Here is a 25,617-nt window from a genome sequence, read left to right on the forward strand (position 1 = left end):
CCGACTCTGTCACCGACGCCCCTATATCTTCCCCTTCGGCGAGTTACGGCCGATTCGCCGTCGCTGGCGGGTCTTCCGGGGACAGACGTGGGCCTGTGACGCCGTTTGCTTCGACAGTGGTCGCGCGTCTGTCGGACGGCGTCGCTGCCGTCGTCGTCGGGCCGTCACGTTGCGACCGCGCTGTGGGCGGCTTTCACTCACTCGCCGAGAGCCGGGCGATGGTCTCGACGAGCACGTCCACGCCGATCTCCAGTGTCCGCTCGTCGACGTCGAAGGTGGGCGTGTGGTGGCCGCCTGGGTGGTCGGTGCCGATACCGACGAACGTCGCCGTCCCGCCGTGGCGCTGGACCCGGTCCATGAGATAGGTGGCGTCCTCGCTCCCTCCCAGTGCGGCCTCGTGAAGCCGGCGCTCGACGCCGGCGGCGGTTCCCGCAGCTTCGTACACCACGTCGGCGAGTTCGGCGTCGCTCTCGGCGCTCGGCGCTTCGGCCGTCGTCTCGACTCGCCCCGCGCAGTCGTGCATCGCGGCAGCGTGTTCGACCACCGAGTCCGCCCGCTCGCTCATGTACTCCTTGAGTGCGGTGGTCTCGCCGCGGACCTCTCCTCCGAAACGGGCGTGTTCGGGGACGATGTTCGTCGCCGTCCCGCCCTCGACGACGCCGGCGTTGACCCGCGTCGCGCCGCCCTCGTGGCGGCGTATGGCGTGGAGGTTCTGGACGGCCGTCGCCAGCGCCTGGACGGCGTCACGGCCCGAGCCCGGGTGGCGGCCGGCGTGCGCGGACTCGCCCTCGAAGGTCGCGACGAACTGGCGGACCGCGAGAAAGCCGCCGACGCCGGCGACGACCTCGCCGGTCGGGTGGTCGAGCCCGACGTGGATGGCCAGCAGGTGGTCCACGTCGTCGAGGTGGCCACGCTCGGCGACGGGCTTCGCGCCGCCGATGACCTCCTCGGCGGGCTGGAAGAGGACTTTCAGGGTCCCGGCGAAGTCGCTCTCGGCGATGGCTTCGAGGACGCCGACGCCGATGGTCGCGTGGGCGTCGTGCCCACAAGCGTGCATGTACCCCTCGTTGTCCGACCGAAAGCCGCCGTCGGCGGGCGCGTGGCCCGTCTCGTCGCTCTCGCGAATCGGGAGCGCGTCGATGTCGACCCGGAGCCCGACCGTCGGGCCCTCGCCCCGCTCTATGACTGCCAGCGCGCCGGTGAAGCCGCCCTCGACCTGTTCGAGGACGTCCTCGCGGGCACCGGCCTCGCGGGCTCGGTCGTGCCAGCGCTCGAGTTCGGCGTCGTCCGGGACGGCCATGCGGGCCTCGGCATCGAGCAGTTCCGGGCCGACCAGCAGCTCGTCGACGCCGATGCGCTCCAGCTCGTCGACGATGCGGCTGGTGGTGTAACATTCGCACCACGCCGGCTCGGGATACCGGTGGAGGGCCCGCCTGAGCGAGGTGAGTCGCTCGCGTCTGTCGTCGTCCATACCGCCCGTGACGCGCCGGACCGACTTATGACCCGCTGCCGACCTGCTGGCGCTGCTCGACGTCCACTTCGACGTGGACGCCCGCGGGGAACGAGCGTTCGGTGACGTTCCGGGCGAACTCCTCGTACCCGACGATGTCGATGGTCCGCTCGTAGACGGTGTAGTTCCAGGCGTCGAAGCTGCCGCCGCTGGGGCCCAGCGTCTTCGACTGGGGCACCCGGAGGTCACTGGGCGGTTTCGGGTGTGGCCCTTTCAGTTCGACGCCCTTTCGCTCGGCCGACTCCTTGATGTCGGAGACGACGTCGTCGAGGCGGTAGCGGTTCCCACTGGTGAGCGTCAGGGTCGTGACGAAGGGCATCTCTCTACGGATGCAGGCCGGCCGGGGTCAAAAGGGCATCTCTTTGCGCGCGCGTCCGTCGTCCGGGCTACCTGCACTGGGCTCCCACCGGTCAGCGACGGACTCTATCCCACGTGAGTGCCGTCGCGCGGTTTCGATGTCGTCTCCGATATTCTCTTAAGTACCGATGTACTACCTATCGCTAATGATAGAGGCCACGAGCGCGGGAGCCATCCTCTTTCGCGATACGCGTGGCCGGCGCGAGTACCTGTTGCTCAAGAGCCGCCCCGGGGACTGGGAGTTCCCGAAAGGCGGCGTCGAGGGCGACGAGGAACTTCAGCAGACGGCCATCCGCGAAGTGAAAGAGGAGGCCGGAATCGGCGATTTCCGGCTCTTGGACGGTTTCCGCAAAGACTACGACTACGTGTTCGAGGCGAACGGCAACACCATCCACAAGACGGTGCACCTGTTCGTCGCGAAGTCCTTCGAAGCATCGGCAGAGCTCTCTACGGAGCATCGCGACCTGCAGTGGCGCGACTACGACCAGGCTGTCAACACCGTCACGCAAGACGGCCCCCGCGAGATACTGAAAGACGCCCACGAGTTCCTCGACGAGGCGCTCGAGAACGGCGACGGGGAGTGAGGACGCGAGACGTGCCCGACGGGCACCGCTAGCGACTGCGTTTCCGAATCCTGGTCGAAACCGCGAGACGAGGTCTCGGCCGGTCTAATTTCCCGTGGAATTTATATATGATTACTTAGACGTTCTGACTGAAGGTCCCACAATGTTAGAAGACGGACTCTCCTACCCAATGCAAGGCGACAGTTGGATCGGGCGGCTGGTAATCGGCGGCATCCTCCTCTTTCTGTCCTTCCTCATAGTTCCGGTGTTCATATTCTACGGCTACCTCGTCCGCGTCCTCGAGTCGACTATCGAGGGCGATTCGGAACCCCCCGAGTGGGACGACTGGGGCGGTCTCGTCGTGGACGGACTGAAAGCGACGGTGGTCGGCCTCGTCTACGGACTAATTCCGACAGTCGTTATCGTCGGTATCGGCGCCGGACTGATCGGCATCGGCTCCGCGGCCGGCAACGACGGCGGCGGTCTCCTGGCCGGCTTCGGCCTCGCGACCATCCTGCTGTTGATTCCGGTGCTGTTCCTGGTCTACTACCTCGTCCCCGCCGCCCTGTCGAACATGGCCGTCGAGGGTCGACTCGGTGCCGCGTTCGACGTCGGGATGCTCAAGCGCGTCGTGCTGACCAGCGACTACTTCGTCGCCGTGCTGATGCCCATCGTCGTCGGCGTCGTCATCAACGTCGTCGCCCAGGTGCTCATCCTCACCATCGTCGGTGGCCTGCTGGTCCCGTTCGTCATGTTCTACGGCCAGGTCGCCGTGTTCCGGATGTTCGGACTCGCGTTCGCGAAGCACGCGCCGACGGACGGCGGACAGGCCACGGACGTCGCGACGACGGCCTGACCTGAGCGGCCCCGACTGTTTTTATCCGGCCACGCCAACGAGCGGTGTGGACCACGCCGACTCCGAGTTCGCGTTCGAACTGGCCGTCTGTCAGTGGGCCGAGCGCGCGTGGTCGCCCGCGAGCGACGATTCGACAGCGCTGGTCGCCCGCCAGCTCGGCACTCAGTACCGCCGCTGGGACACCGTGGTACTCGAGTGTGACCCCGACGGGCTGACCCAGCGCGGCGCGTTCGGACTCGATGCCCTGAATTCGGACCTCTTGCACGTCGTCCGGAACGCGCCGAGCGACTGGGCCTTCTATCGCGACGCGCTCCCGGACCCGGGCTACCCCTGGCGCTACGTCCGGGAAGCCATCCACGAGGCGGCCGACCGCGACGCCGTCGAGTCCCGAAAGCGGGGCAACCGCATCGAGATTCGCCGGCGTCACGACTACCCCGACTGGATTCGCCGGGTCGTCGCCATCGAGAACAAACCGGACCTCACCGCCAGCGCCGCGCGCGACCTGGTCCCCCAGCTCGAACGTGACGTCGCGCTCGGCCTGGCAGACGAGGTGTGGGTGGCGACGGCGGCCACGGACGAACGCGTCGAGCCGATCCTGCTCGCGGACCTGCCGGCGGAGGCCGGCGTCCTGACCGTCGACCCCGATGACGGAACCGCCGAGGCGGTCTGGCAACCGCGGACGCTGGCCGTCGACGACTCCGGCACACGGATTCTGGAGCGACCCGACGACGGCGTGAGCGCCGCGCGATTCGAGTACGCCGACCCCGGATGGAAGGCCGACAAACGCAACGAGATCGCTGAGCGGGCCTACGAACGGGGGTGGCGGGCCTACGCCGGAACGATGCGGCCCGACTGCCGACACTTCGACTTGCGCGCCACCGACTCCGGCGTCTATCCGTACTGTGTGGCCAAGGAACGGGTGCCGACGCAAACCGAGTGTCGCGGGGCTTGCGGGTCGTTCGAGCCGGAACCGCCGGCCTGGCGGTCGAAGGCGTGGCCGCTGGACGGGGGGCCGGGCGGCGCGAGCAAGCGGTTGCTCGACCGGCGACGCCGACGCCGGCGGCCGGGCCTCGACGACGACGCCGCGTGATTAGTCGTCGGTCGTCTGGATGTCGAGCGCGTCGCGTTCGACGGCGAGCCTGAACGTCGGCACTGTCTTCTGGACCGTCTCGACGATTCCCTTGTCGGCCAGGCTCCGCAGCGCCGACCGGACTGCGTCGACCTCGGGATCCTCGCCGGCGTCGCGCAGCGCGTGCAGCACCGCGACGACGCTCTGGCTCTCCTCGTCGGGGCCGGCGATGACGTCGACGACGGCGTGTTGCAGGGCCGTCACTGTCACCGTCTGCACCCGGTCGGGGTCCTCGCCCTCGATGAGATTGGTCGCCTCCGGCGTCGCACAGATGAGGCTGTTCTCGTTGCGGTAGTAGTACTCCTTGAGTTCGGATTCGAGGTACTGGTGGACCTCGCTCCCACTGTCCATGCCCCACCGCTCTTGCAGCTCGCGGTTCTTCGTCGGCTGGAGCTCGACGATGTCGGCGAGCCGCTCGCTGGCCTCCTCCGAGAGGGTCATCGACGCCTACTACCCGGAGGGGCGTAACAAGCGTTCTGAAGTTGTGCCGGCCCGCCGCCCCTCGTCCAGACAACATATTTGTCGCTTCGGCCCTTGACTCGGGTAGATGCAGACGTCTCGTCTCGTCCCACTGGTACTCTCTGTGGCCCTCCTCGTTTCGGTGCTACCGGCGACGGCTGTCGGTCCCGCGTCCGCCGCGGACGCACGAGTCACGCTGACCGACACGACGGTCACGCCGGCGACGCCGGTGGCGGGCGCCCCGATAACCGCCGAGACGACGGTCCGGCTCTCGGCAGGCAGCGATACGCCGCTCCGCCTCGACGAGGTCACCGTCCGCGACAGCGACGGGAACACGCTCGGGTCGGCGGCCGACCTCGGCCGGCTCTCGCCCGGCGAGACGCTCGCGGTGCCGGTCACGTTCGACGTCTCGGACCCCGGCACCTACGACCTCACGCTCGTCGTCGAGGGCCGCGACACCGACGGCGACGACGTCCGCGCGACGCGTCCCCTCTCGCTGGGCGTCGAACGCGCCGCGCCGCTCGTGGAGCTCAGGGCCGACAGTCTCGTGGCTGACGCGGATACCTCGGTCCAGGCAGTCGTCTCGAACCCGACGAACGCACAGCTCCGTGGCATCACCGTCCAGGTGACCGACCCGGCGAGCGGTGACCGACTCCGCCGGACGGCGCCGGCGCTCGCGGCGGGCGCGTCGACGACGCTGAACTTCTCGGTCCGGGCCACCGAACCTGGGACGACCAATCTGACGGTGGCGACGACCTACACGACGCCGACCGGCGCCGAGGTGACCTCGACGTTCGCGCGGCCAACCCCCGTCGACCCGCTGACCGACGACGTCGACGTGCGCGTCCAACGGGCGCAGGCCGACGACACGCAGCAACAGGTGACGACCGGACTCACCGGCCTCCTCGGTGGCGGCGGTGGCGGCGCTGGCGCGCTCCAGCCACAGCCGGACGACTCGGAGACGACGAGCGACGAGGCGGTCGACGTGACGGTGACCAACTTCGGCAACGCGGCCATCGAAGACGTGGTCGCCGCCGCCGAGTCGCCCAACGGCACCGTGCTGGCCGCTGTCGGTCGGTTCGCCGTGACCGACCGGCTCGAACCGGGCGAGTCGGCGACCGTCGAGGCCGACCTCGCCGGGGTCTCGGCCGCAAGCGTCGACTTCGTCGCGACCTACCGGGCCGGCAACGACAGCACGCAGCGAGCGACAGGGACGTACGCGCTCGACCCAGCGGTGGGCCAGGCGACGCTGACCGGGCTCGACGTGACCGTCGACGACGAGGGTCGGGTGGCCATCAGCGGGAACCTCGCCAACGTCGGCGACGGCGACGTCAGCAGCGCGCTGGTCGCCGTCGAACCGACCGACGCCGTCCAGCCCGCCTACCCGCAGCGGACCTACTTCGTGGGCACCGTCGCGAGCAGCGAGTTCGCCCCCTTCGAGCTGGTCGCCCAGGCGGACACGGAAAACGCGACGTCGGTGACGGTCCGCGTCGAGTACACCGCCGGCGATGCGCGCACGACCGACCGGTTGACGGTGCCGCTGCCGGCCGACGACGGCACCGACCTGGCGGACGGACAGCAGACCGCGACGCTCGTCGCGTGGGTCGGGGCCGGCCTCGTGGTGACTGTCGCGCTCACCCTCCTGCTCCGGCGTCGCCGGGGCGGCGACCGATGACCGGCGAGCAGGGGGCCGGTGACGCTGCACCCGCCCACTCGGTATCGCTGGACGTGGACGCGGTGACGGTGGCTCACGACGTCCCGCCGCTCCGCCTCGCCGACGTCACGAAACGCTACGACAGCGGCCGCGCCGGCTACGTGGCGGCGCTCTCGAACGTGGACTTCGCCGTCGAGCCCGGGGAAGTCGTCGCCGTCGTCGGGCCCAGCGGGAGCGGCAAGTCGACGCTGCTCAACCTGCTCGGCCTGCTCGACGACCCGACGAGCGGCCGGGTCGAGCTCTGGGGGCAGTCGACCGGGGGCCTCTCGGACGCCGAACTGACCGACGCCCGCCGGGAGTCGCTGGGCTTCGTGTTCCAGGACTTCCACCTGTTGCCGACGCTCACCGCGCTGGAGAACGTCCGGCTCCCGACGGCGTTCCTCCCCGGCGACGCGACCGACCGGGCCCGCGACCTGCTCGAACGCGTCGGCCTGGCCGACCGCATGGACCACACGCCCGACGAGCTCTCCGGCGGACAGAAACAGCGGGTCGCCATCGCGCGCTCCCTGGTCAACGAACCGGCGGTGCTGCTGGCCGACGAGCCGACGGGCAACCTGGACCGCGAGACGGGGACGCAGATACTGGAGGAGGTCCGGCAAATCAGCGACACCGGCGTCGGCGTCGTCGCCGTCACCCACGACGACCTCGTCACCGACTACGCCGACCGGACGGTCCAGCTAATCGATGGGGTGGTCCAGCGTGGGTGACCGCTTCCCGGCGCTGACGCTGGCCACGCGGAACCTCTCACGCCAGCGGATACGGGCGGCGCTGGCGGCGCTCGGCATCGTCATCGGCGTGTTCGCCGTCGTCACGCTGGGCCTGCTGGGCAACGCACTCAGCGTCGCTGCGACGGAGGAACTGGGCGGCCTGGGCAACCAGGTCATCGTCAGTCCGTCCCAGGCGTCCGGCGAGGACTCGCTCGACTCCCGCGACCTGGCGGCGGTCCAACGGGCCGCGAGCGGCCGGGGGACGGTGGTGCCGCTCAGGGTGACCGGGGCGCAGGTGCGTGCCAGCGGCGGGCAGACGTTCGCACAGGTGTACGGCACCGACCGCCCGGGGACGCTCTTCGGGAACGGCAGCGACGGCATTCCGGCGTTCCACCGGCAGGGCGCGCTCGTCGGGGCGGACGTCGCCGCGGACCTCTCGGTCCGCGAGGGGAGCACGATAACCGTCGAGGAAAACGAGTACCGGGTCGTCGCCGTCCTCCCGGAGGTGTCGAGCATCTCGCCGCTCCAGCCGGACTCGTCGGTCATCCTCCCGGCCGACGAGTTCGCCACGTCGGGGTACTCCCAGGTCGTGATACGGGCGAACTCGGCTGACGACGCCAGGGCGGTGGCGAGCGGCGTCGAAGAACGGTTGAACGCCCGCCAGCAGCGCGTCTCCGTCTTCTCCCTGACCAGCATCCTCGACCGCATCTCGGAGTTCTTCGACCTGCTCAACGGGTTCTTGCTCGCTATCGCGGGCATCTCGCTGGTCGTCGCCGGCGTCAGCATCTTCAACGTCATGCTGATGTCCGTCTCCGAGCGTCGCGGGGAGATTGGCGTCCTTCGGGCGGTCGGAATCCACCGTCGGCAGGTCCTCCGGACGCTGCTCGTCGAGGCGACGCTGCTCGGCGTGGTCGGCGGTGCCATCGGGGCGCTCCTGGGTACCGTGACAGTTGTCGTCACGGCGCTGTTCACCGAACTCCCGCTGTCGGCGGTCCTCCTGCCGGGGAACGCCGTCGTCCCGCTGGGCGCGTTCGCGTTCGGCGTCGTCATCTCGCTCGTCGGGGGCCTGTACCCGGCGTACCGGGCGGCCTGGGAACCGCCGGTGTCGGCGTTGCGCGGGTGAGGACGGCTACAGGGAGTCGACCGTCTCGACGACCGAGTCCCAGTGGCTCCCCTTCCAGAAGTGCTGGCCGCAGTCGCGACATCGCCACACGGACGTCTCGGTCGGGTCGGGGGCGTACTCCGGCGTCGGCTCGGTCCGGTCGACGCGCTCCAGCGGCGCGTTGCAGGTCCCGCAGTACTGCGGTTCGTCGGTCACCGAGAGCGAGAAGCCGGCGGCTGCGAGCTCGCGCAGCTGGTCGGTCACCTCGCGTTCGGTCAGTAACACCGCGTCGGGCGCTCGCTGGGCCAGCTGCCGGTCGCGGGTGACGACACGCCGTCCCTCAGTATGGGCCAGTGCCAGCATGTCCTCGTCGCCCTCGGCGTCGCGGTCCAGCGCGTACGCGGCGTCGTAGCCACACAGCCGCAGGTAGGTCGCGAGCTTCCCGAGCATCGCGTCGAGCAAGAGCGGGTCGCCCGGGGCTTCAGCCATCGAGGAACTCACGGACTTCCTGGGCGTCGCGCGTGTTCAGCACGTCGGCTGCCTCGGCCCACCCCCGACGGGCCGTGTGGACGCCGTAGCGCACCTGCTCGAAGTTGCTCGGGCTGTGCGCGTCGGTGTTGATGGCGATGGTGGCCCCGGCCTCGATGGCACGTTTGACCGCGCCACCGGTGAGGTCCAGGCGGGCCGGGCTGGCGTTCACCTCGAGGGCGGTGCCGTGCTCGGCGGCCGCCGCGGCGAGTCGCTCGACGTCGACGTCGAGGCCGGGTCGCCGGTTGAGGAACCGCCCTGTCGGGTGGCCGACGATGTTCACGTCCGGGTGTTCCGCGGCCGCGACCAGGCGGTCGGTGCCGTCGCCGTCCAGCGCGGCGTGCGGGGAGGCGACCACCACGTCGAGGTCGGCGAGCAGGTCGTCGGCGACCGAGATAGTGCCGTCCTCGGCGATGTTCGCCTCGACGCCGGTGAACACGTCGATTGGGGCATCCTCGGCGACCGCCCGGACCGCCTCGAGTTGCTCGCGCAGTTCGTCGTCCGGTACGCCGACGCCACCGACCATCCCCGGCCCCGTCGCGTGGTCACTGATTGCGAGGTAGTCGTGGCCGAACTCGGCGGCCCCCTCGACCATCTCGGCGACCGTGTACCCGCCGTCGGACCAGTCGGTGTGGACGTGTAGGTCGCCGCGAATCTCCCCTTCTTCGAGGAGGTCCGGCAGGTCCCCGCTCGCCGCGGCCGCGACCTCGCCACGGTTCTCGCGTAGCTCCGGGGGCATCCACGCCATCTCCAGGGCCTCGTAGACGCCCGCTTCGGTCTCGCCCGCGATTCGCTCGCCGGCACGCTGACCGTCCGACTCCTCCTCGACTTCGGAGACGTCGAAGACGCCGTACTCGTTGACTTTCAGGCCCCGGTCGATGGCGCGGTTCCGCACGGCGACGTTGTGGTCCTTGCTCCCCGTGAAGTACTGGAGGGCAGCCCCGAACTCCTCGGGGACGACCACCCGGAGGTCGACGCGTACCCCGCCGGCACGGACGCTGGCTTTCGTCTCGCCGGCCTCGATGACGGTGTCGCCGGCCCCCCAGTCGGTGAAGGCGTCGACCACGGCGTCGCCGTCGGTGCTCCCGACGAGGACGTCCACGTCGCCGATGGTCGGCCGCCACCGGCGGAGCGACCCGCCCAGTGCACACCGCTCGACGGCCGGGACGTCGTCGAGGAACGCGCGGACCTCCTCGCCGTAGGGCCTGGCCTCCCCGAGCAGTGCGCGCTCGTGGGCCTCGCGGGCGAAGTCGACGTTGTCGAGGATGTTCTGCTCGGTCTTCGCACCGAAGCCCTTGACGTCCTGAATCTCGCCGGCTTCGGCCGCGGCTTCCAGCTCGTCGAGTGTCGTGATACCCAGCTCCTCGTACAGTTTCCCGACGGTCTTCGGGCCGACGCCCTCGACGGCGGTCAGCCCGGTCATGTCGACGGGCAGCTCCTCGCGGAGGTCCTCCAGTTCCCCGATGGCACCCGTCTCGACGTACTCGACGATCTTCGCCGATATCGCGTCGCCGACGCCTTCTATCTCGCCGACTGCGTCGGCCCCCTCTCTCGCTAAGTCCTCGACGGCCGCCGGGTGGTCCCGGACGTTCTCGGCTGCCCGGCGGTACGTCCGGGGCTTGTACTCGACGCCCTGCGCGTCCAGCAGGTCGGCGAACGCTTCGAGCTCCGTCGCGACTTCGTCGTTCCGGCTCATGCTAGAGACTCCGTCCGGCACGACCCGTACCGGAATCCGCGTCCTCGTGGCCCAGCGCCTTGCGCAGGAACTTCATCCAGCGCTTCTGGTCGGCGGTCTGCTGGGCCCGCTGTTCGGCCTCGAGGTCCGCCGGGCCGAGCTGTTCGAGCGCGTTCAGCGCCCGGTCGATGCCGATGACGGCGTCGGCCAGCGTCTGGCCCTCCTCGTAGCTCACCTCGCCGTTCTCGATGCGTTGCTTGCGCTGGAGGCGCTCTCTGCGGAGGTTCGTCTTCGCCTGCTCGACGCGCTCGCGTTCGCCCGGCGGAATCGTGTCCCGCCGCTTTATCTCGAAGACGAACGACTGGAGTTCGATCTCCTCACCCTGGACGATGATGCTGTCGGGAATCGCGGCACCCACTGTCGCGCCCTCCCGTTCGATGCGCTCCAGCAGTCGTTTGCGCTCGAACTCTCTCACTACCCGTTCGTTCGGTCTGGGGGCTCTTACTCGCTTCGCTCGGTGACCTCTCGCCGCCAGTACCGGGACGCGAGCATCACGGACTTCCAGTCGCCCTGATCCGAGCCCGCCGGTATCTTTTTGATTTCCTCTCACGTGGGTCTGAGACAAGACAGGGTCGACCGCCCGCTATCCGCTCTCCATGACGCTCACATTCGACCCGCTCGACGACGAGTCGGGGCTGGCAGTCATCGACCGCGTCGAGCGACAGCGCTACCGCATCTTAACCCCCGAGGCGGTCGACCCGCACCCGACCGCCGCGGATTCGTTCCGGTTCCCGGTCGGCGCCGCAGTGTCGATTCGGACCGAGGCCATCGTCCTCCCGACGGTCGTTCCCGTCTACGTCCGCGACGCCGAGGGGGCGACGGTCGCCGAGGTCACGCAGTTCGACAGTCGGTCCCTCCCCGACGGCGAGTACAGCCTCGACCTCTGTACCCGCATCAAGACCTACCTGCGCGTCCGGTCTGGATTCGAGGTCAGCGTCGACATCGACCGGACACGCATCGAGTTCGACGAGCCGACCGAGGTCAGAATCGGCGCCCGCTCCCGCCACGACCGACCGGCCGCGACGGTCACGACGACGTCGGACCCCCGCGACCTGATGGCGGCCGTCGAGACGTTCGGGTCGGCGCTGAAGACGACCGACCCGGAGCGGTCGTACCCGACGCTCAGGGGCCACCCGCCGGCGCTCGAACTGGGCGACTCGCTGTCCATCCCGTCGAGCGTCGAGCGGCCGGACACGGGAGTCACGATGGAACTCCCGCCGCGCCTCGCGTCCGTGTTCGTCGCGGCGCCGCTGGCCTACTACCTGGGCGCGCGGTTGGTCCCGGCGTCGACGCCGCGGCTGACGACCGACACCGGGTTCGAGTACGCGCTCGACTCGCCGCGCGGCTTCGAGTCTGCGGTCGAGCGGACGCTGAAACAGCTGTTCTTCCTCGACTGCGTGACCCGAACCGAGGGATACTACGAGATAGACCTGCACGAGCGAACCGCTGTCGAACCCTACGTCGACCTCGACTTCGCGACCCTCTACGACCGACCGCTCGCCGAGCAGGTGGCGGCGTACCTCGAGGTCCCGTACGACCTCATCGAGGACCACATCCCCGAGTGGCGACTGACGGCCCACGTCGAACCCACGGCGGGGAACGCCGAGCAACTCCCCTTCGTCGTCGACGACCTGGCGGTCGTCCGGACCCACGACCACCACCAGCGGACGCAGGCGACGGTGCCCGCGGAGGTCGAGGCCGAGTTCACCCGCGACGACGTCATCACTCGCTCGGCGAGCGCCAGCGACGGCGCGACGGCCAGCGAGTACGTCGAACCGACGTCCGAGGGGACCCTCGAACAGGCCTGGATCGGCGAGAGCATCCCTATCGGGGCGAGCAAACTCACCGTCGAGGCGTTCCTGAACCGCCTGAACCGCGAGAACACCGAGGAGGATATCTCGATCGCCGTCGTCCAGAACGACGCCCGGATGGACGCGGAACGGGAACTCGTCGACGCCGTCTACGGGACCCGGTCGGACCTCCCGTTCGACGTCACCGCTCACCAGAACCTGACGACAGCGGAGCTGACCGACGTCCTCACCGGCCGGTGTGACTTCTTCCACTACATCGGCCACACGGACAGGGACGGATTCACCTGCAGCGACGGCAAACTCGACGTGACGACCCTCGATTCGGTCGGCGTCGACACGTTCCTCCTGAACGCCTGCAACTCCTACCACCAGGGGCTGGCCCTCGTCGAACAGGGCGCCATCGGCGGTATCGTCACGCTCAACGAGGTCATCAACGAGCGCGCGGTCCACATCGGCGAGACCATCGCACGCTTGCTCAACGGTGGCTTCCCGCTCCGGGCGGCGCTCACCGTCGCACGCGAGCAGAGCGTCATGGGCGGCCAGTACATCGTGGTCGGGGACGGGGGGATAACGGTCACGCAGACGGCGGGCGGCGCGCCGAACCTCCTGGACGTCACCCCGGTCGGCGACGGGTTCGACGTGGAGATTCGGACGTACTCGACGGACGACCGCGGGCTCGGAACCATCTTCATGCCGTTCCTGGAGGCCAACGAAACGTACTACCTCAGCTCGGGGAGTATCGACACCTTCCACGTCTCGGAACCCGAACTCACGCGGTTCCTCTCCCTGGAGGAGGTCCCGGTCCGCATCGACGACGAGCTACACTGGAGCAGCTCGATGGAACTGGACGACGTTCTCTGAGCGGTGTGGGCGCGCTGCTTACCGTTTCAGGTATCGGCCGGAAAAATCCGCGCTGCGAAACGCTCGTCGTTCGCTCTCGTTCTATGGACCGCTGATAGCCGCGTTGTTCGCTGCCGCCGCGTTCCCGGCCTGCATCAGCAGCAGGAGGACGGTGAACAGGACGCCGGCCATTCGTGGGTGCTCTGCGAGGTACTTCGCCATTGTACTATCTGACATGGTACACCCTGACTGTCGGGAGATGGGAAATTAAATATTTTTGATTGTAACCTACATATTTTAACTTATATTAAGTAGCGAATAACTGCGATTTCCGAGCCCGCTTGCCATTAGGGGACGAGAACCGGTCTCGCGAGCGATTCGTGCACCCTGTCCCGACCGGTGACTGACGCCCCGTCTGCGTCGGCAGAGGGCGAGGTGGTGGCGATTCCCGTGCGACCTACCAGTATCGTTTTGTAACTCCCTCCACAATCATTGGCAAGAATAACCGACAGATGGGACTTGCAAGCACTCACTTCGCGGACGAACCGGGGGTATCTCGGCAGCGGACTCACGGGTCGGATGGGAGCGTTGCCGCGTCGAGTTCGTCACGCGAGCACGGGGTGGTACTATGACTACGGACCAACTCCGCAACTTCGACGGGGAGACGGTCCGACTCTCGCGGACCGTCCTGCGTGGCAGTCTGCGGGCGGCCGACAACAGTGCGCCCCTGTTGCGGACGGAGTCCGCGGACCCGTCCGCCGACAGTCGCATCGAGGTACCCGTCCCGCTCGCGAAACTGCGCGAGGAGCGACAGATCCGCGTCCTGCACGTCGACGACGACCCGGACCTCGGAGAGACGGTCGGTATGTTCCTGGAACGCATCGACGAGGACCTGACCGTCGTCACCGAGACGAGCGCCGTCGCGGCACTCGGCCACGTCCGCGAAGGCGACGTCGACTGCATCGTCAGCGACTACCAGATGCCGAACACCGACGGGCTCGAGCTGCTCGAGCTCGTTCGCGACCAGCACCCGGACCTGCCCTTTATCCTCTTTACAGGGAAGGGAAGCGAGGAGATCGCGAGCGAGGCCATCGCGGCCGGCGCCACCGACTACATGCAGAAGGGGACCGGCACCGACACGTACGAGGTGCTCGCGAACCGGGTGAAAAACGCCGTCGAGCAGTATCGGACCGAACAGCAGTTCTGGAGCGCCCTCTCGTGGTACCAGCGCCTGGTCGAACAGGAACTGACCGGGGTCTGTATCGTCCAGGGTGGCGAGTTCGTCTACGTCAACCAGAAACTCGCCGAGATTCTCGGGTACGGGCAGGACGAGCTCGTCGGCCAGCCCCCCTCGTTCGTCGTCGCTGCCGACCAGACAGACCTTCTGGAGCAGCTCGGCGCGCCCGACGGAGAACGGGCGGACTCGTTCGAGACCGACTGTCCGGTTGTCCGCGCGGACGGCGAATCGCGGACCATCGAAATCTCCGGCGGGACCATCGAGTACGACGGCGACCCGGCCTGGATCTGCGTCGTCCGGGAACTGGACGACGAGTGACGGCCCTCAGAGTTTGACCATCACCTTGATCTCTTCTCGCTCGTCCATCGCGCGGTAGCCCTCGGGGACACCCTCGAGGTCGACGGTCTTCGTGAACACCGGCGAGGGGTCGAGCACGCCCTGCAGGACGTCGGACATCAAGTCCTCGACGTAGGCACGGACGGGCGCGACGCCGCCGGCGAGCGTGATGTTGTCACCGAACAGCGAGTACACCAGGTCGCCGTCCTGGATGCCGTGGGGGACGCCGACGTAGCCGACGGTCCCGCCGGGTCGGCAGACGTCGACGGCCGTCTCCATCGCGGACTGTGCCCCGACACACTCCATGACGTGGTCCACGCCGCCGGCAGTCAGCGCCTCGACTTCCTCGACGGCCGCCTCGCCGCGACTGGAGACCACGTCGGTCGCGCCGAACTCCTCGGCCAGGGCGAGGCGGTCCTCGTGGTGCCCCACGGCGACGATGCGGTTCGCGCCGAGGCGCTGAGCAGCGAGCACCCCACAGAGGCCGACCGCACCGTCGCCGACCACGGCACAGGTACTCCCCTGCTCGACGCCGGCGCTCACCGCCGCGTGGTGGCCGGTACACAGCACGTCGGTCAGCGGGAGCAGCGCCTCCAGCATGTCCTCGTCGTCGGCGTGGCGGTCCGGCACCTTGACCAGCGTCCCGTCGGCGAACGGTGCCCGGACCTTCTCGCCTTGCGCCCCGTCGTGGTCGCCCGCCCAGCCCTCGTCCTCGACACAGGAGGTGTGGATGCCCTTCCGGCAGTACTCGCACTCCCCGCAGCTGATGGCGAACGGCGAGAGGACGCGGTCGCCGGGTTCGACGGACCTGACCTCGTCGCCCACTGCCTCGACGATTCCCATCGGCTCGTGGCCGGTCCGCCACCCCTCCTCGTAGTCGCGCTCGCCGCGGTAGAACCACAGGTCAGAGCCACAGACGGCGGTGTGGGTTATCCGGACGACGGCGTCCGTCGGTTCCTCGATCTCCGGGTCGGGGACCGATTCGACCCGGACGTCTCGTGTCCCGTGGTAGACAGTCGCTTGCATCGCTCGGTCGTTCGGGGCGGGACCACAAAAACACGGCACTTCGCGCCACTCGGTCGCCGCTCGGACCCGCACAAACACAATCCCTTTGGCCCGTCACCTCTACATTCGGACAATGGCGAAGTGCGACGTGTGTGGCAAGTCAGAAAGCATGCCATACCAGTGTGGGCACTGTGGCGGGACGTACTGTGCCGAACACCGGCTGCCGGAGGCACACGACTGTCCGGGGCTCGACAACTGGGACGACCCCGGCGGCGTGTTCGACAGCGGGTTCGACGACAGCGTGACGACGAGCCAGTCCACGAACTCCGGTGGACTGGCCGACCGGGTGGGACTGGACACCGGGCCGGGGGGCCTCTTCGGCTACTTCCGGGGGAACATGACCTACGTCTTCCTGGCGGCCATGGTAATCACGTTCGTCGCCGAACAAATCGTGATCGAGCTGTTCGGTTTCGGGACGTTCCGGGACATCTTCGTCCTGCACCCGAACAACCCGCAGTACGTCTGGACGTGGGTGACTTCCGTCTTCGCCCACGACCCCAGCGGGTTCTTCCACATCCTCGGGAACGGCATCGTCATCTACTTCTTCGGCCAGATCGTCGAGCGCCAGCTCGGCTCGAAGCGGTTCACGATATTCTTCCTCGCCTCGGGGATGCTCGCGGGGCTCGGCCAGATAGCACTGCAGTTCGCCCAGGGGAGCGCCTACGGCGTCCTCGGGGCCAGCGGGGCCGCGCTGGCCATCCTCGCCTTCCTGACGGTGCTGAACCCTGAACTCCGGGTCTACCTCTACTTCCTCATCCCGGTCCCCATCTGGGCCATCACCGGATTCTACCTGTTTGCGAGCATCTTCGGGTCGCTCTCGCCGCTTGGGGCCGGCCTGCTCGGCGGCGATATCGCCCACACGGCCCACCTCATCGGCCTGGCGATCGGGCTCTGGTACGGGAACAAGGTCAAGAGCCGGGCGCGGGTCCCACAGAGTCTCCAGTTCGGTCGCGGCCCGGGCGGACCGGGTGGCCCCGGCGGCCCCGGCGGCCCCGGCCGGCGTCGCCCCTGACCGATGGAGATTGTTCGCCCCGAGTTCGTCCCCGACCCGTCGCTCGCTCGCGACGAGATGGCGGCGCTCCAGCGCGACATCGCCGAGGCGGCCGTCTTCGAGGACGACATCTCGTTCGACGTCGCGTCGCTCCGAATCGACAGCGACCAGCGGACGCTTGGCGACGCCGGGACTACAGACGCGACCCCGCTCGTCGCCGGCGTCGACCAGGCGTTCGTCGGCGACCGGGCCGTCTCGGCGGTCGTCGTCCTGCGGGACGGCGAGGTCGTCGACGAAGTGACGGCCGTGGAACCAGTCACCGTTCCGTACATCCCCGGACTCCTCGCCTTCCGCGAGGGCGGGGTCATCCTCGCGGCGTTCGAGAAACTGACGTCCAGCCCGGACGTCGTCCTCGTCGACGGCAGCGGCCGTATCCACTACCGCGAGGCCGGGCTGGCGACGCATATCGGCGTCGCGCTGGACGTGCCGACGGTCGGCGTCGCGAAGAACCTCCTCTGTGGGGCCCCGCGGGCCTCGCTGGACCGGAAACTCCCCGTCGGCGAGCGAATCGGCATCGAAGCGGACGCCGACGTCGAGACGGCGCCCGACGGGACGCTCATCGGCTACGCCGTCCAGACCCGCCAGTACGACTCGCCGAACCGGCACATCAATCCCCTCATCGTGAGTCCCGGTCATCGAGTGAGCGCTGCGACCGCTGCCGACGTCGTCGCGGCGACGGTCACGGACTACAAGTTGCCCGAGCCTACCCGACTCGCGGACCGCGCGGCCGACGCTGCGAAGGACGCTGTCGAATCGACCTGAAAGCAGCCAGACGACCGCCAGAGCCCCCTCCGCTCGACAAGCAGCGACTAACTATGCCGCTCGACGCTGTCCCACCCACCGATGGTCACCCCGCTGGTCCGACAGCGCGACGGTCGTGACACCACGTGCCCCAGTGGCGCCTGACCGCCCGGTACGTCGACGGCTGCGTGGCTGGTCGGGCCAGCGGTAGCTGAGGGCCGACGAGGACATTCAATGGCATACGACCACGAGACAGAGACGAGCGCACGGCGAATCACGCCCGTCAACGGGTCGGCGACCGTCGCCCCCGAGACGGAGGTGTTGTTCGAAATCGCCGTCCCGGAGTACGTCGACGGCGGCGTCGAGACACGCTGGACCGTCGACGGCCGTGACGTCACCGACGTCGGCCCGCTCCACGACGAGTACCTGCACAACGGGATGGACTTCCTGCAACAGACGTTCGACTCGGCGGGGGCGTACGACGTGACGGCACTGCTACTCGACGAGTCCGGCGAGGAGACCGACTCGGTGACGTGGACGGTCACCGTCGAGGACGGCGGGAGTCGGCCGCCGGTCCTGGACCGCCCCACCGCCGCACAGGAGGTCACGTACTCCGACGAGAGCACCGCAATCGACCTGACGATAGCGACGAGCGACCCCGACGGCGACCTCCACCGGACCGTCTGGTTCCTACGGGGCGGTGACGCCTACCTCGGGTCGACGTCGGTCGAGGGCGAGGAGGACACGGCCACAGTGTCAGTCGACACGTTCTGTGACTACTGTCGCGTGTTCGTCCTGCTGGTCGACGAGAACGGTGCCGTCCGCTCGACCGCCCCGTACTACTTCCACCGCGTCGAGGATGCGAGCGTCGAAGAGACCGGCATCCGACAGACGATGACCATCGAGAGTGACGACGGCGACCGCGTCTTCTACGAGTTCGAGGTTGGCGGGACCCTCTCGTACGGCCGCCCCGGCGAGGAGGACGACCCGGCACATCCCGAGTTCATCGAGGGCGCACGGGCCAGAGGTGCTGTCGACGGGGATAGCGAGGACACCTTCACCTTCACCGGCGAGCTCACCGACTTCCGGACCGAGGGGCCAGCCGTCGTGTCCGTCGGCGACGACCGACTCGACCTCTCGGTGTTCGGTGACGACCGACTCGACCTCTCGGTGTTCGACGCTGACCTGGTCCCCCGGCCGTCGGACGACGAGGCCGCGATACACGACCTCGTCGTCGAGAGCACCGGTGAGGACCAGGCGTTCTACGAGTTCTCGGTGAGCGGCGACCTCGATTACGGCGACGACCGGGACGCACCGTTCCCCCGAGACCGGGACGGGGCGACGGTGACTGGCAGCGTCGGCAGCGGCGAACGGGACCAGTACCGGTACACCGGCGACGTGACCGCGTGCTCGGTCGTCGGTCCGGCGACAGTCCGAGTCGACGGCGAACCAGCCGACTTCGCGACCACGTCGGCTAGCGCAGACGAAGACGACGCCGACGTCCAGATTCAGATCGTCGAGTCGGACGTGTCGGTCGCCCTTGGTGTCGACCTGCGGTTGCAGGGACTCGTCCGCAACGAGGGCGAGGCCGCCGGCACGCGACAGGTTCGGACCACGCTGACCAGTGATGCTGCGTCCCTGTTCCGACGCGACCTGCGCGTCGACCTGGAGCCCGACGAGCTGTCCTTCGTCGATTTCGAGACCTTCGACACCGCCGGCCTTCCGCCGGGCGAGTACACGTTCACCGTCACCACCGGCGACGACACCGACTCGACGACCATCACCGTCGAGTCGGACTGACCCGCTGGCTGACAGCAAACAGTATAACTGCCCGGGGTGTGTTCGCCCAGACGACACATGGCGAAGACGGTGCTGATAACGGGCGCGTCCTCCGGAATCGGGCGAGCGACTGCCGAGGCATTCCTGGCCGACGACTGGACGGTCTGGGCGACCGCACGCGACGAGTCGGACCTGTCGGCCCTCCCCGACGGGTGCGTGACGGCCGAACTCGACGTGACGAACGCCCGTGAGTGCGAGCGTGTCGTCGAGGACCTAATCGAGGCGGAACGGCGCGTCGACTGTCTCGTGAACAACGCCGGCTACGGCCAGTTCGGCGCCGTCGAGGACGTCTCGACCGAGGCCCTCGACGACCAGTTCGACGTCAACCTCTACGGCCCGCATCGACTGATTCGCGAGGTCCTCCCGCACATGCGAGCCCGCGAGGACGGGACCATCGTCAACCTCTCCGACGTCGCCGGGAAGCTCGCCTTCCCGAGTCAGGGCGTCTACGCCGCCTCCAAACACGCGATGGAGGGGCTGAGCGACGCCCTGCGGGCCGAAGTAGCCCAGTACGACGTCGACGTGGTGCTCGTCGAGCCCGGGCCGGTCGCCTCCGGGTTCGAGGACCGGGCCGTCGACGAACGCGAGGCGACGGGCGCGACGGGGGCCTACGACTGGCTCTACGAGGCCGCAGACGACGCGCGCCTTTCGGGCGTCACCGACGCCTTCGCCGTCACGCCCGAAGCGGTGGCGCTGACGATTCGGGACGCGGCGAACGCCAGCGACCCGCGCCCGCGGTATCCCGTCGGCGAGGCGGCCCGCGTCCTGTTGCTCGCGCGGTTCCTCCCGCCCCGCTGGCGTGACGCCGCCGTCGGCATCGTCCGGAAGTTCGCCTGACCCATGATTCGAGAATCCGACGCACTCGCGCGGTCGCCGGCCCACGAGTGCGCTCTCGACTGTATCGAGGCCGGTATCGAGGCCGCACACCCGCGGACCGTGGTCGGCGCGGCGGTTCAGCGCACGGGCAGCCAGCTCCGCATCGACGACGCCGTCTACGACCTGGACGCCTTCGAGCGCGTCGTCGTCCTGGGCGGCGGGAAGGCCGCCGCACAGGTCGCGGGCGAACTCGAGGCCGTCCTCGGCGACGCGCTGACGGGCGGCGTGGTCGTCACCGACGACCCCGAGGCCAGCGACCGGGTGACCGTCCGCGAGGGCGACCACCCGGTCCCCAGCCAGCGAGGCGTCGAGGGGGCCGACGCGGTGCTCGACGAAGCCTGGGCCGCCGACGCGTCGACGCTCGTCCTCGCCGTTATCACGGGCGGCGGGAGCGCGCTGCTCCCCGCACCGGTCGAGGCCATCGGCCTCGAAGCACTCCAATCGGTCACCGACGCACTGCTGGCCTCGGGCGCGACCATCGACGAGATAAACACCGTCCGGAAGCACTGTTCGCGGCTCAAAGGTGGGCGACTCGCGGCGGCGGCCGCGCCCGCCACGGTGGCGACGCTCGTCTTCTCCGACGTGGTCGGCGACGACCTCTCGGTCATCGCCAGCGGGCCGACGGTGCCCGACGGGACGACGTTCGCCGACGCGCTGGCGGTCCTGGACCGGTACGACATCGACGCGCCCGCGGTCCGCGACCACCTCCAGGCCGGCGTCGACGGGGACGAAGCCGAGACGCCCTCGGCGGGTGACCCGGCGTTCGACCGCGTCTCGACGCACGTCCTCGCGGACGCCTGGACCGCGCTTGAAGCGGCCCGCTCGACGGCAGCGGACCACGGCTACGAGACGCTGGTGCTCTCCTCGCGCCTGCGCGGCGAGGCACGGGAGGTCGGCCTGACCCACCTCGCGGTCGCTGAGGAGCTGGTAGCGACTGGCAACCCGGTCGACCCGCCCGCAGTCGTTCTCTCGGGCGGCGAACTGACCGTCACGGTCCGGGGGGACGGCGAGGGAGGGCCGAACCAGGAGTTCGCGCTCGCGGGCGCCATCGACCTGCCGGCAGGGGCCGTCCTCGCCGCCGTGGACACCGACGGCCGCGACGGTGCGAGCGATGCCGCTGGCGCACTCGTCGACAGCGAGACTGTCACTGACGTGGCCGCCGCTCGGGACGCGCTCGACGACAACGACGCCGGCGGCTACCTGGGAGACCGGGACGCCCGTATCGTCACCGGTCGGACCGGGACGAACGTCAACGACCTGCGCGTGCTGGTGGTCGACTAGTCGAGACAGGCCGCGACCACCGACAGCAGCCGCTCGCCGTGCACCTCCTCGGCCAGCAGCGGTACCCGCCGGACCTCGTGACCACGGAAGAGGTCCTGCGAGCGGCGCAGCGCCTCCTGTTGGACGTCCCAGCGGCGGGCACAGAACGAGCAGTCGGCGTGGTTCGGCCCCTCGATGTCGACGTCTTCGCCCAGAATCTCTTTGGGGTCCTGCATCAGCCGGTTGACGACGATGGTCCCGACCGGGATGCCGAACGCCTCGAGCTGGTCGAGCAGGCGCTCCGACTCCACGACGGAGAGCTCTTCGGGCACCATCACGACCCGGAAGTCGGTCTTCGTGGGGTCACGCAGTATCGCCCGCAGGTGCTCGATGCGGTCGCTCAGCTCCTGGAGGTCCTCGATACCCGCCTCGGGGTCGACGTCCCCGTCGTCGCCGAACATCCCGGTGAGGTTCCCGAGCATCCCCGAGAACCGCTCGCGCAACTGGAGGATCTTCCCGACCATCGAGTCCATCGTCTCGGGCAGTTCCAGCAGCCGGAGCGTGTGGCCGGTCGGTGCGGTGTCGATGACGACACGGTCGAACCGGTCGTCGTCGACGTACTGGAGCAGGAGGCGCATCGCCGCGGCCTCGTCGGCCCCGGGCATCGACCCGCCGAGCAGGCCGTCCTCGCCGCCGACCGGGTCGTCTCCCCCGGGGCCACCCGGCATCCCCTCGCCGCCGAGCATCTCGCCGAGGCCGCCGAGCGCGCCCTCCTCCATCCCGAGGGGGCCGTCGCCCATGGCCGCCTCGGGGTCGATCTCCGCGGCGAACAGCGGGACGTCCTCGCGGATACGGGTCGGCGTCGCGCCGATGTTCGCTTCGAGCGTGTCGGACAGCGAGTGGGCGGGGTCCGTCGAGACGACGAGCGTCTCTGTCCCGTCGCGGGCCGACGCGAGCGCCGTCGCGGCCGCACACGTCGTCTTCCCGACGCCGCCCTTCCCGCCGTAGAGCACGTAGTCGGGTGCGTCGATGCCGTCCGGCGTCGTCACCTGGTCGACTGCCTCGACGTCGAGTTCGGTCATAGCCGAGGCTACGAACCGCCGGCCTTGAGTACTTCTCGAAAACGTCGCCCGCTACTGGCGCGAGGAGCGCGCCTCGCGAACGTCCGCACCGTCGCGTAGTTTATCTTCGCAGTTCGGGCAGACCCTCGGGCCCTGGGACTCGACTGCTTCTGGCGTAAAAACCCGTACGTACTGCTCTGTGACGAAATTTCCGCAGTTCTGGCACTCGGGCATCCTCAGATAAAGGTAATTAGTCGGATAAATGTCTTTTGTTGCCCACGAAATGAACCGGTACCTCGACACCCGTTGTATCGTGGACCTAGCCGCCGTGGGTCGACCAGAACCGGTCGAGCTGTCCCGCGAGGAACTCCGGTGTCATCGTCGTGAACTCCTCGCGTTCGCCCTCGGGGAGGTACGGGTACACCGAGTGGCGCGCGTTGGGCGTGTAGCGCCGGCCGACGAACGCGCGGACGCCCACCTCGTCGACGCCGCGGATGACGCGGCCGATGGCCTGCCGGGCGCGGCGGACCGCCGGCACCGTCAGCGCGTACTCGAAGGCGTTGTCCTCGCCGAAGGCGTCGCCGTAGGCCCGCTGAACGGCCCTGATTCGGGGCGACCCGATGTTCACTAGCGGGACCCCGACGACCGCGCAGGTCGAGAGCTTCGCGCCGTCGTAGTCGACGCCCTCGGTCAGCGTCCCCCGCGTGGAGGTGACGAGCACCTTCCCCTCGCCGCGGAAGAACCGCCGCTTGCGCCGGTCGGTCTCCTCGTTGCTGGAGGCCTCGTCGACGACGACGGATTTCTCGACGGCGTCCTCGAGGTAGGCCCCGGCCCACCGCGCCTCTCGGTAGTTCGGCATGGCGAGCATGACGTTGCCCGGCGAGCGCGCGAGCGCCCGCAGGGCCTGTGCGTACTCGTCGCGCGTCGGGTTCCAGTGCTCGCCCAGTGGCTTCATCGCCTCCGGGTCGCCCCGATTCCGGGCGGTGAAGGGGCGCGCGTCGACCAGGTAGGAGGCCCGGTTCGCCGGCGGGAAGGGGAGGTCGTACGTGGCCGAGCGAACTGGGCGGCCCGGTTCGTCGTCGCCCGACTGCTCGCCTAGCGCCTCGAGACCGGAGACGCGGGTGAAGACGTCCAGCGGTTCGAGCGTGGCGCTCATCAGGACCCCGCCACCCAGCTCGTCGAACACCTCCTCGAGCGCCCTCGCAGGCATGCAGTTGTAACAGAGGAGGCCTGGCGTGTACACAGCCTGGTAGTCGGCGTCGACGTGGCGCCCGTCCGCTGGCGAGTGCTCGAGCGCTATCTCGCGGAGGAACGTCGAGTGGTCGCGCTCCCACCACTGGCCGGCGACGACGCCGACGGCGGCACACACCGGCTGGCGGTTGAGGCCCAGCTGGTCGATAGCGTCCTCGACGGCGGCACCGATTTTCGCGAGCGACCGCCACAGCTGGCCGTCGTACCCCTGCTGTTCGGCCCACTCTGTCAGCTCGTCCTGCTCGACCGTATCGGGGTCACGCAGTGGTATCTCCCGGTCGTGTTCGGGGAGGACGCTCGGGTCGGCGCGCCACCCCTCGTGCTCGGCGTCGAGGTGTGACTCGATGCGGTCGTCCAGCCACCGGCGCACGTCCTCGTAGAACTTCCTGGCGTGGTCGACGGCCTCCAGTGGCACCTCTCGGGCCGACAGTATCTCCCGGACCTGTGCCTTGTGGTCGCTGCTCTGCTGGGCGCGCTGGACCAGCAGGTTGCAGTCGTTGCGGGCCTGCGTGAGCGTCTGTCGGCCCACCCTGTCCGAGAGCAGGTCCCGAACCCGCCCTTCGAGCCGGTGGGCCTCGTCGACCACGACGAAGGTCCGGTCGTCCAGCACCGAGGACAGCAGCGGCCGCGAGCCGGGGTCGAACAGGTGGTTGTAGTTGCCGACGACGACGTCCGCCTCGTCCAGCAGCACGCCCATCACCCGATGGGGGCAGGTGCCCCGCTCGACGGCCGCCGGGAGGTACTCGTCGATGGTCGCGACGGTGTGCTCGCCGACGGTGAAGTCGACCGGTGACCCCTTGTCGCGGGCGTACCAGTCGGCCTCGAAGGGACAGTACAGCGGCGGGTCGTCGCTCTCGGCCATGGACTCCGGGGCGGTCGGCTGGCTGGGTCGGTAGGGCGAGGCCACCCCGGCTGTCTCCAGGCTGTCTTCGCCGAGCGTGGCCTGCTCGACGGCGTCTGGCCGGGCGGCTGCCGCGAGGTCCTGGGCCTTGCGGGGGTCCCACCACTGGTCCTCGTCCTCGACCTCGTTCTGGATGGCCGTCTCGGCGACGGCGGCGCTGCTCGACCGCCCGTCGTCCTCGACGAGTCGGGCCGTCGCCTCCCGGAGGTCCTCACAGCGCTCGTGCGTGCTCGCGTCGTCGGGGAACAGTCCCTCGCGCCCGTACGGGCAGAGGTCGCGCTTGCCGACGAGTGCGATGCCGGAAAGCGGGTCCTCGAGGCCGGCGTTCAGCGTCCGCAGGTCGTCGACGAACTGGTCGAGCTGCTGTTTGACGGGTGTGACGACCAGCAGGCGGTCGTAGAGGTCGGTATCCTTGACCAGCGTCGCCGCGGCGGTGAGCGCGGCCATCGTCTTGCCCGTCCCGCAGGGCCCCTCCATCGCGAGGAACCCCCGCGACTTCCCCGCCTCGATGGCCCGTTCGACGGCGTCGGCCTGGTTCTCGTAGGGCTCTTCGAAGCCGAAGTACGAGCGCCACGCCTCGTCGCCGGTCTGGGCCGAATCTCGCATCGAGACAGGGTTGGGCGGCTTGGTATTTGAACCGCCGGATTCGCTAGTCGATTCCGCTAGATTTGAAACCAGCCAGCAAGCC

Annotated in this window: 24 protein-coding genes; 13 read left to right on the forward strand and 11 right to left on the reverse strand. The window is 69.0% G+C overall.

Annotated features, from left to right (window positions below; translation table 11 throughout):
• Positions 1-193: 193 nt before the first annotated feature.
• Both P1L41_RS08645 and P1L41_RS08650 read right to left on the reverse strand, forming a co-directional pair.
• Positions 194-1,471, reverse strand: coding sequence for an amidohydrolase (locus tag P1L41_RS08645; RefSeq protein WP_276295328.1), 1,278 nt, complete (start codon positions 1,469-1,471; stop codon positions 194-196).
• Positions 1,472-1,496: 25 nt separating this feature from the next.
• Positions 1,497-1,829 (reverse strand): uS10/mL48 family ribosomal protein, encoded by a 333-nt coding sequence (locus P1L41_RS08650; RefSeq protein WP_276295329.1) that lies wholly within the window; start codon positions 1,827-1,829, stop codon positions 1,497-1,499.
• Positions 1,830-2,013: 184 nt separating this feature from the next.
• On the opposite strand from P1L41_RS08650, the gene P1L41_RS08655 reads away from it, so the two are divergent.
• The 3 genes from P1L41_RS08655 (at position 2,014) to P1L41_RS08665 (ending at position 4,376) form a co-directional block, all read left to right on the forward strand.
• Positions 2,014-2,451, forward strand: a complete 438-nt coding sequence (locus tag P1L41_RS08655; RefSeq protein WP_276295330.1) for a bis(5'-nucleosyl)-tetraphosphatase — start codon at positions 2,014-2,016, stop codon at positions 2,449-2,451.
• A gap of 169 nt (positions 2,452-2,620) precedes the next feature.
• Positions 2,621-3,286: a DUF4013 domain-containing protein gene (locus P1L41_RS08660; protein ID WP_276295331.1), complete on the forward strand. Its 666-nt coding sequence runs from the start codon at positions 2,621-2,623 to the stop codon at positions 3,284-3,286.
• A gap of 46 nt (positions 3,287-3,332) precedes the next feature.
• Entirely contained in the window at positions 3,333-4,376 is a 1,044-nt protein-coding gene (locus tag P1L41_RS08665; RefSeq protein ID WP_276295332.1) for a DUF5787 family protein, read from the forward strand.
• Here P1L41_RS08665 and P1L41_RS08670 read toward each other — a convergent pair whose 3' ends face one another.
• Positions 4,377-4,856, reverse strand: coding sequence for a DUF5797 family protein (locus P1L41_RS08670; RefSeq protein ID WP_276295333.1), 480 nt, complete (start codon positions 4,854-4,856; stop codon positions 4,377-4,379). It lies immediately after the preceding gene.
• 106 nt (positions 4,857-4,962) lie between these two features.
• Between P1L41_RS08670 and P1L41_RS08675 the strand changes: the two genes are divergently transcribed.
• From P1L41_RS08675 to P1L41_RS08685, 3 genes are read left to right on the forward strand one after another with little or no spacing between them, the layout of a single operon-like run.
• Complete coding sequence (locus tag P1L41_RS08675) at positions 4,963-6,549, forward strand: COG1361 family protein (RefSeq protein ID WP_276295334.1); 1,587 nt, start codon at positions 4,963-4,965, stop codon at positions 6,547-6,549.
• Positions 6,546-7,295, forward strand: a complete 750-nt coding sequence (locus P1L41_RS08680; protein ID WP_276295335.1) for an ABC transporter ATP-binding protein — start codon at positions 6,546-6,548, stop codon at positions 7,293-7,295. Before P1L41_RS08675 ends, P1L41_RS08680 begins: the two co-directional genes overlap by 4 nt.
• On the forward strand, positions 7,273-8,418 hold the full coding sequence (locus tag P1L41_RS08685) for an ABC transporter permease (protein ID WP_276295336.1): 1,146 nt from the start codon (positions 7,273-7,275) through the stop codon (positions 8,416-8,418). The genes P1L41_RS08680 and P1L41_RS08685 overlap by 23 nt, the downstream gene beginning before the upstream one ends.
• A gap of 6 nt (positions 8,419-8,424) precedes the next feature.
• On the opposite strand, the gene P1L41_RS08690 is transcribed toward P1L41_RS08685, so the two are convergent.
• From P1L41_RS08690 to P1L41_RS08700, 3 genes are read right to left on the reverse strand one after another with little or no spacing between them, the layout of a single operon-like run.
• Positions 8,425-8,886 (reverse strand): Mut7-C RNAse domain-containing protein, encoded by a 462-nt coding sequence (locus P1L41_RS08690; protein ID WP_276295337.1) that lies wholly within the window; start codon positions 8,884-8,886, stop codon positions 8,425-8,427.
• On the reverse strand, positions 8,879-10,621 hold the full coding sequence (polX, locus tag P1L41_RS08695; RefSeq protein ID WP_276295338.1) for a DNA polymerase/3'-5' exonuclease PolX: 1,743 nt from the start codon (positions 10,619-10,621) through the stop codon (positions 8,879-8,881). The genes P1L41_RS08690 and polX overlap by 8 nt, the downstream gene beginning before the upstream one ends.
• 1 nt (position 10,622) lies before the next feature.
• Complete coding sequence (locus P1L41_RS08700) at positions 10,623-11,075, reverse strand: DUF5788 family protein (RefSeq protein ID WP_276295339.1); 453 nt, start codon at positions 11,073-11,075, stop codon at positions 10,623-10,625.
• 181 nt (positions 11,076-11,256) lie between these two features.
• Between P1L41_RS08700 and P1L41_RS08705 the strand changes: the two genes are divergently transcribed.
• Complete coding sequence (locus tag P1L41_RS08705; protein WP_276295340.1) at positions 11,257-13,332, forward strand: hypothetical protein; 2,076 nt, start codon at positions 11,257-11,259, stop codon at positions 13,330-13,332.
• Positions 13,333-13,413: 81 nt separating this feature from the next.
• Here the strand turns inward: P1L41_RS08705 and P1L41_RS08710 are convergent, their stop codons facing one another.
• The gene (locus tag P1L41_RS08710) at positions 13,414-13,548 is read right to left on the reverse strand and encodes a DUF7503 family protein (protein WP_276295341.1); all 135 of its coding nucleotides are present in this window, start codon (positions 13,546-13,548) and stop codon (positions 13,414-13,416) included.
• 391 nt (positions 13,549-13,939) lie between these two features.
• Here P1L41_RS08710 and P1L41_RS08715 point away from each other — a divergent pair, with 391 nt between their 5' ends.
• Positions 13,940-14,866, forward strand: a complete 927-nt coding sequence (locus P1L41_RS08715) for a response regulator (RefSeq protein ID WP_276295342.1) — start codon at positions 13,940-13,942, stop codon at positions 14,864-14,866.
• A 6-nt stretch (positions 14,867-14,872) separates the two neighbouring features.
• Here P1L41_RS08715 and P1L41_RS08720 read toward each other — a convergent pair whose 3' ends face one another.
• Complete coding sequence (locus P1L41_RS08720) at positions 14,873-15,910, reverse strand: zinc-dependent alcohol dehydrogenase family protein (RefSeq protein ID WP_276295343.1); 1,038 nt, start codon at positions 15,908-15,910, stop codon at positions 14,873-14,875.
• 112 nt (positions 15,911-16,022) lie between these two features.
• On the opposite strand from P1L41_RS08720, the gene P1L41_RS08725 reads away from it, so the two are divergent.
• The 5 genes from P1L41_RS08725 (at position 16,023) to P1L41_RS08745 (ending at position 21,737) form a co-directional block, all read left to right on the forward strand.
• Entirely contained in the window at positions 16,023-16,961 is a 939-nt protein-coding gene (locus tag P1L41_RS08725; RefSeq protein ID WP_276295344.1) for a rhomboid family intramembrane serine protease, read from the forward strand.
• Positions 16,962-16,964: 3 nt separating this feature from the next.
• Positions 16,965-17,762: an endonuclease V gene (locus tag P1L41_RS08730; protein WP_276295345.1), complete on the forward strand. Its 798-nt coding sequence runs from the start codon at positions 16,965-16,967 to the stop codon at positions 17,760-17,762.
• 213 nt (positions 17,763-17,975) lie between these two features.
• Positions 17,976-19,541, forward strand: coding sequence for a hypothetical protein (locus P1L41_RS08735; protein ID WP_276295346.1), 1,566 nt, complete (start codon positions 17,976-17,978; stop codon positions 19,539-19,541).
• Positions 19,542-19,598: 57 nt separating this feature from the next.
• Positions 19,599-20,417 carry an SDR family oxidoreductase gene (locus tag P1L41_RS08740; protein WP_276295347.1) on the forward strand — a complete coding sequence of 273 codons (819 nt, stop codon included), beginning with the start codon at positions 19,599-19,601 and terminating at the stop codon, positions 20,415-20,417.
• A 3-nt stretch (positions 20,418-20,420) separates the two neighbouring features.
• Entirely contained in the window at positions 20,421-21,737 is a 1,317-nt protein-coding gene (locus P1L41_RS08745) for a glycerate kinase type-2 family protein (protein WP_276295348.1), read from the forward strand.
• Here the strand turns inward: P1L41_RS08745 and P1L41_RS08750 are convergent.
• From P1L41_RS08750 to P1L41_RS08755, 3 genes are all read right to left on the reverse strand, one after another.
• A complete protein-coding gene (locus tag P1L41_RS08750) occupies positions 21,734-22,798 on the reverse strand; it encodes an ArsA family ATPase (RefSeq protein ID WP_276295349.1) in 1,065 nt (354 codons plus the stop codon). The two genes, P1L41_RS08745 and P1L41_RS08750, sit on opposite strands and share 4 nt — an antisense overlap.
• Before the next feature lie 51 nt (positions 22,799-22,849).
• Entirely contained in the window at positions 22,850-23,011 is a 162-nt protein-coding gene (locus P1L41_RS18625; RefSeq protein ID WP_276276834.1) for a DUF7563 family protein, read from the reverse strand.
• Positions 23,012-23,096: 85 nt separating this feature from the next.
• Positions 23,097-25,535 carry an ATP-dependent DNA helicase gene (locus tag P1L41_RS08755; RefSeq protein ID WP_276295350.1) on the reverse strand — a complete coding sequence of 813 codons (2,439 nt, stop codon included), beginning with the start codon at positions 25,533-25,535 and terminating at the stop codon, positions 23,097-23,099.
• Positions 25,536-25,617: the final 82 nt, after the last annotated feature.

Origin of the sequence: Haloarcula ordinaria (genome assembly GCF_029338275.1) — an archaeon.
Lineage (GTDB): Archaea > Halobacteriota > Halobacteria > Halobacteriales > Haloarculaceae > Haloarcula > Haloarcula ordinaria.

Excerpts from the sequence above, each read along its gene's own strand:
- P1L41_RS08645 (WP_276295328.1), bottom strand. The coding sequence starts at position 1,471 with ATGGACGACGACAGACGCGAGCGACTCACCTCGCTCAGGCGGGCCCTC.
- P1L41_RS08650 (WP_276295329.1), bottom strand. The coding sequence starts at position 1,829 with ATGCCCTTCGTCACGACCCTGACGCTCACCAGTGGGAACCGCTACCGC.
- P1L41_RS08655 (WP_276295330.1), top strand. The coding sequence starts at position 2,014 with ATGATAGAGGCCACGAGCGCGGGAGCCATCCTCTTTCGCGATACGCGT.
- P1L41_RS08660 (WP_276295331.1), top strand. The coding sequence starts at position 2,621 with ATGCAAGGCGACAGTTGGATCGGGCGGCTGGTAATCGGCGGCATCCTC.
- P1L41_RS08670 (WP_276295333.1), bottom strand. The coding sequence starts at position 4,856 with ATGACCCTCTCGGAGGAGGCCAGCGAGCGGCTCGCCGACATCGTCGAG.
- P1L41_RS08675 (WP_276295334.1), top strand. The coding sequence starts at position 4,963 with ATGCAGACGTCTCGTCTCGTCCCACTGGTACTCTCTGTGGCCCTCCTC.
- P1L41_RS08680 (WP_276295335.1), top strand. The coding sequence starts at position 6,546 with ATGACCGGCGAGCAGGGGGCCGGTGACGCTGCACCCGCCCACTCGGTA.
- P1L41_RS08685 (WP_276295336.1), top strand. The coding sequence starts at position 7,273 with ATGGGGTGGTCCAGCGTGGGTGACCGCTTCCCGGCGCTGACGCTGGCC.
- P1L41_RS08690 (WP_276295337.1), bottom strand. The coding sequence starts at position 8,886 with ATGGCTGAAGCCCCGGGCGACCCGCTCTTGCTCGACGCGATGCTCGGG.
- polX (WP_276295338.1), bottom strand. The coding sequence starts at position 10,621 with ATGAGCCGGAACGACGAAGTCGCGACGGAGCTCGAAGCGTTCGCCGAC.
- P1L41_RS08705 (WP_276295340.1), top strand. The coding sequence starts at position 11,257 with ATGACGCTCACATTCGACCCGCTCGACGACGAGTCGGGGCTGGCAGTC.
- P1L41_RS08710 (WP_276295341.1), bottom strand. The coding sequence starts at position 13,548 with ATGTCAGATAGTACAATGGCGAAGTACCTCGCAGAGCACCCACGAATG.
- P1L41_RS08715 (WP_276295342.1), top strand. The coding sequence starts at position 13,940 with ATGACTACGGACCAACTCCGCAACTTCGACGGGGAGACGGTCCGACTC.
- P1L41_RS08720 (WP_276295343.1), bottom strand. The coding sequence starts at position 15,910 with ATGCAAGCGACTGTCTACCACGGGACACGAGACGTCCGGGTCGAATCG.
- P1L41_RS08725 (WP_276295344.1), top strand. The coding sequence starts at position 16,023 with ATGGCGAAGTGCGACGTGTGTGGCAAGTCAGAAAGCATGCCATACCAG.
- P1L41_RS08730 (WP_276295345.1), top strand. The coding sequence starts at position 16,965 with ATGGAGATTGTTCGCCCCGAGTTCGTCCCCGACCCGTCGCTCGCTCGC.
- P1L41_RS08735 (WP_276295346.1), top strand. The coding sequence starts at position 17,976 with ATGGCATACGACCACGAGACAGAGACGAGCGCACGGCGAATCACGCCC.
- P1L41_RS08740 (WP_276295347.1), top strand. The coding sequence starts at position 19,599 with ATGGCGAAGACGGTGCTGATAACGGGCGCGTCCTCCGGAATCGGGCGA.
- P1L41_RS08745 (WP_276295348.1), top strand. The coding sequence starts at position 20,421 with ATGATTCGAGAATCCGACGCACTCGCGCGGTCGCCGGCCCACGAGTGC.
- P1L41_RS08750 (WP_276295349.1), bottom strand. The coding sequence starts at position 22,798 with ATGACCGAACTCGACGTCGAGGCAGTCGACCAGGTGACGACGCCGGAC.
- P1L41_RS18625 (WP_276276834.1), bottom strand. The coding sequence starts at position 23,011 with ATGCCCGAGTGCCAGAACTGCGGAAATTTCGTCACAGAGCAGTACGTA.
- P1L41_RS08755 (WP_276295350.1), bottom strand. The coding sequence starts at position 25,535 with ATGCGAGATTCGGCCCAGACCGGCGACGAGGCGTGGCGCTCGTACTTC.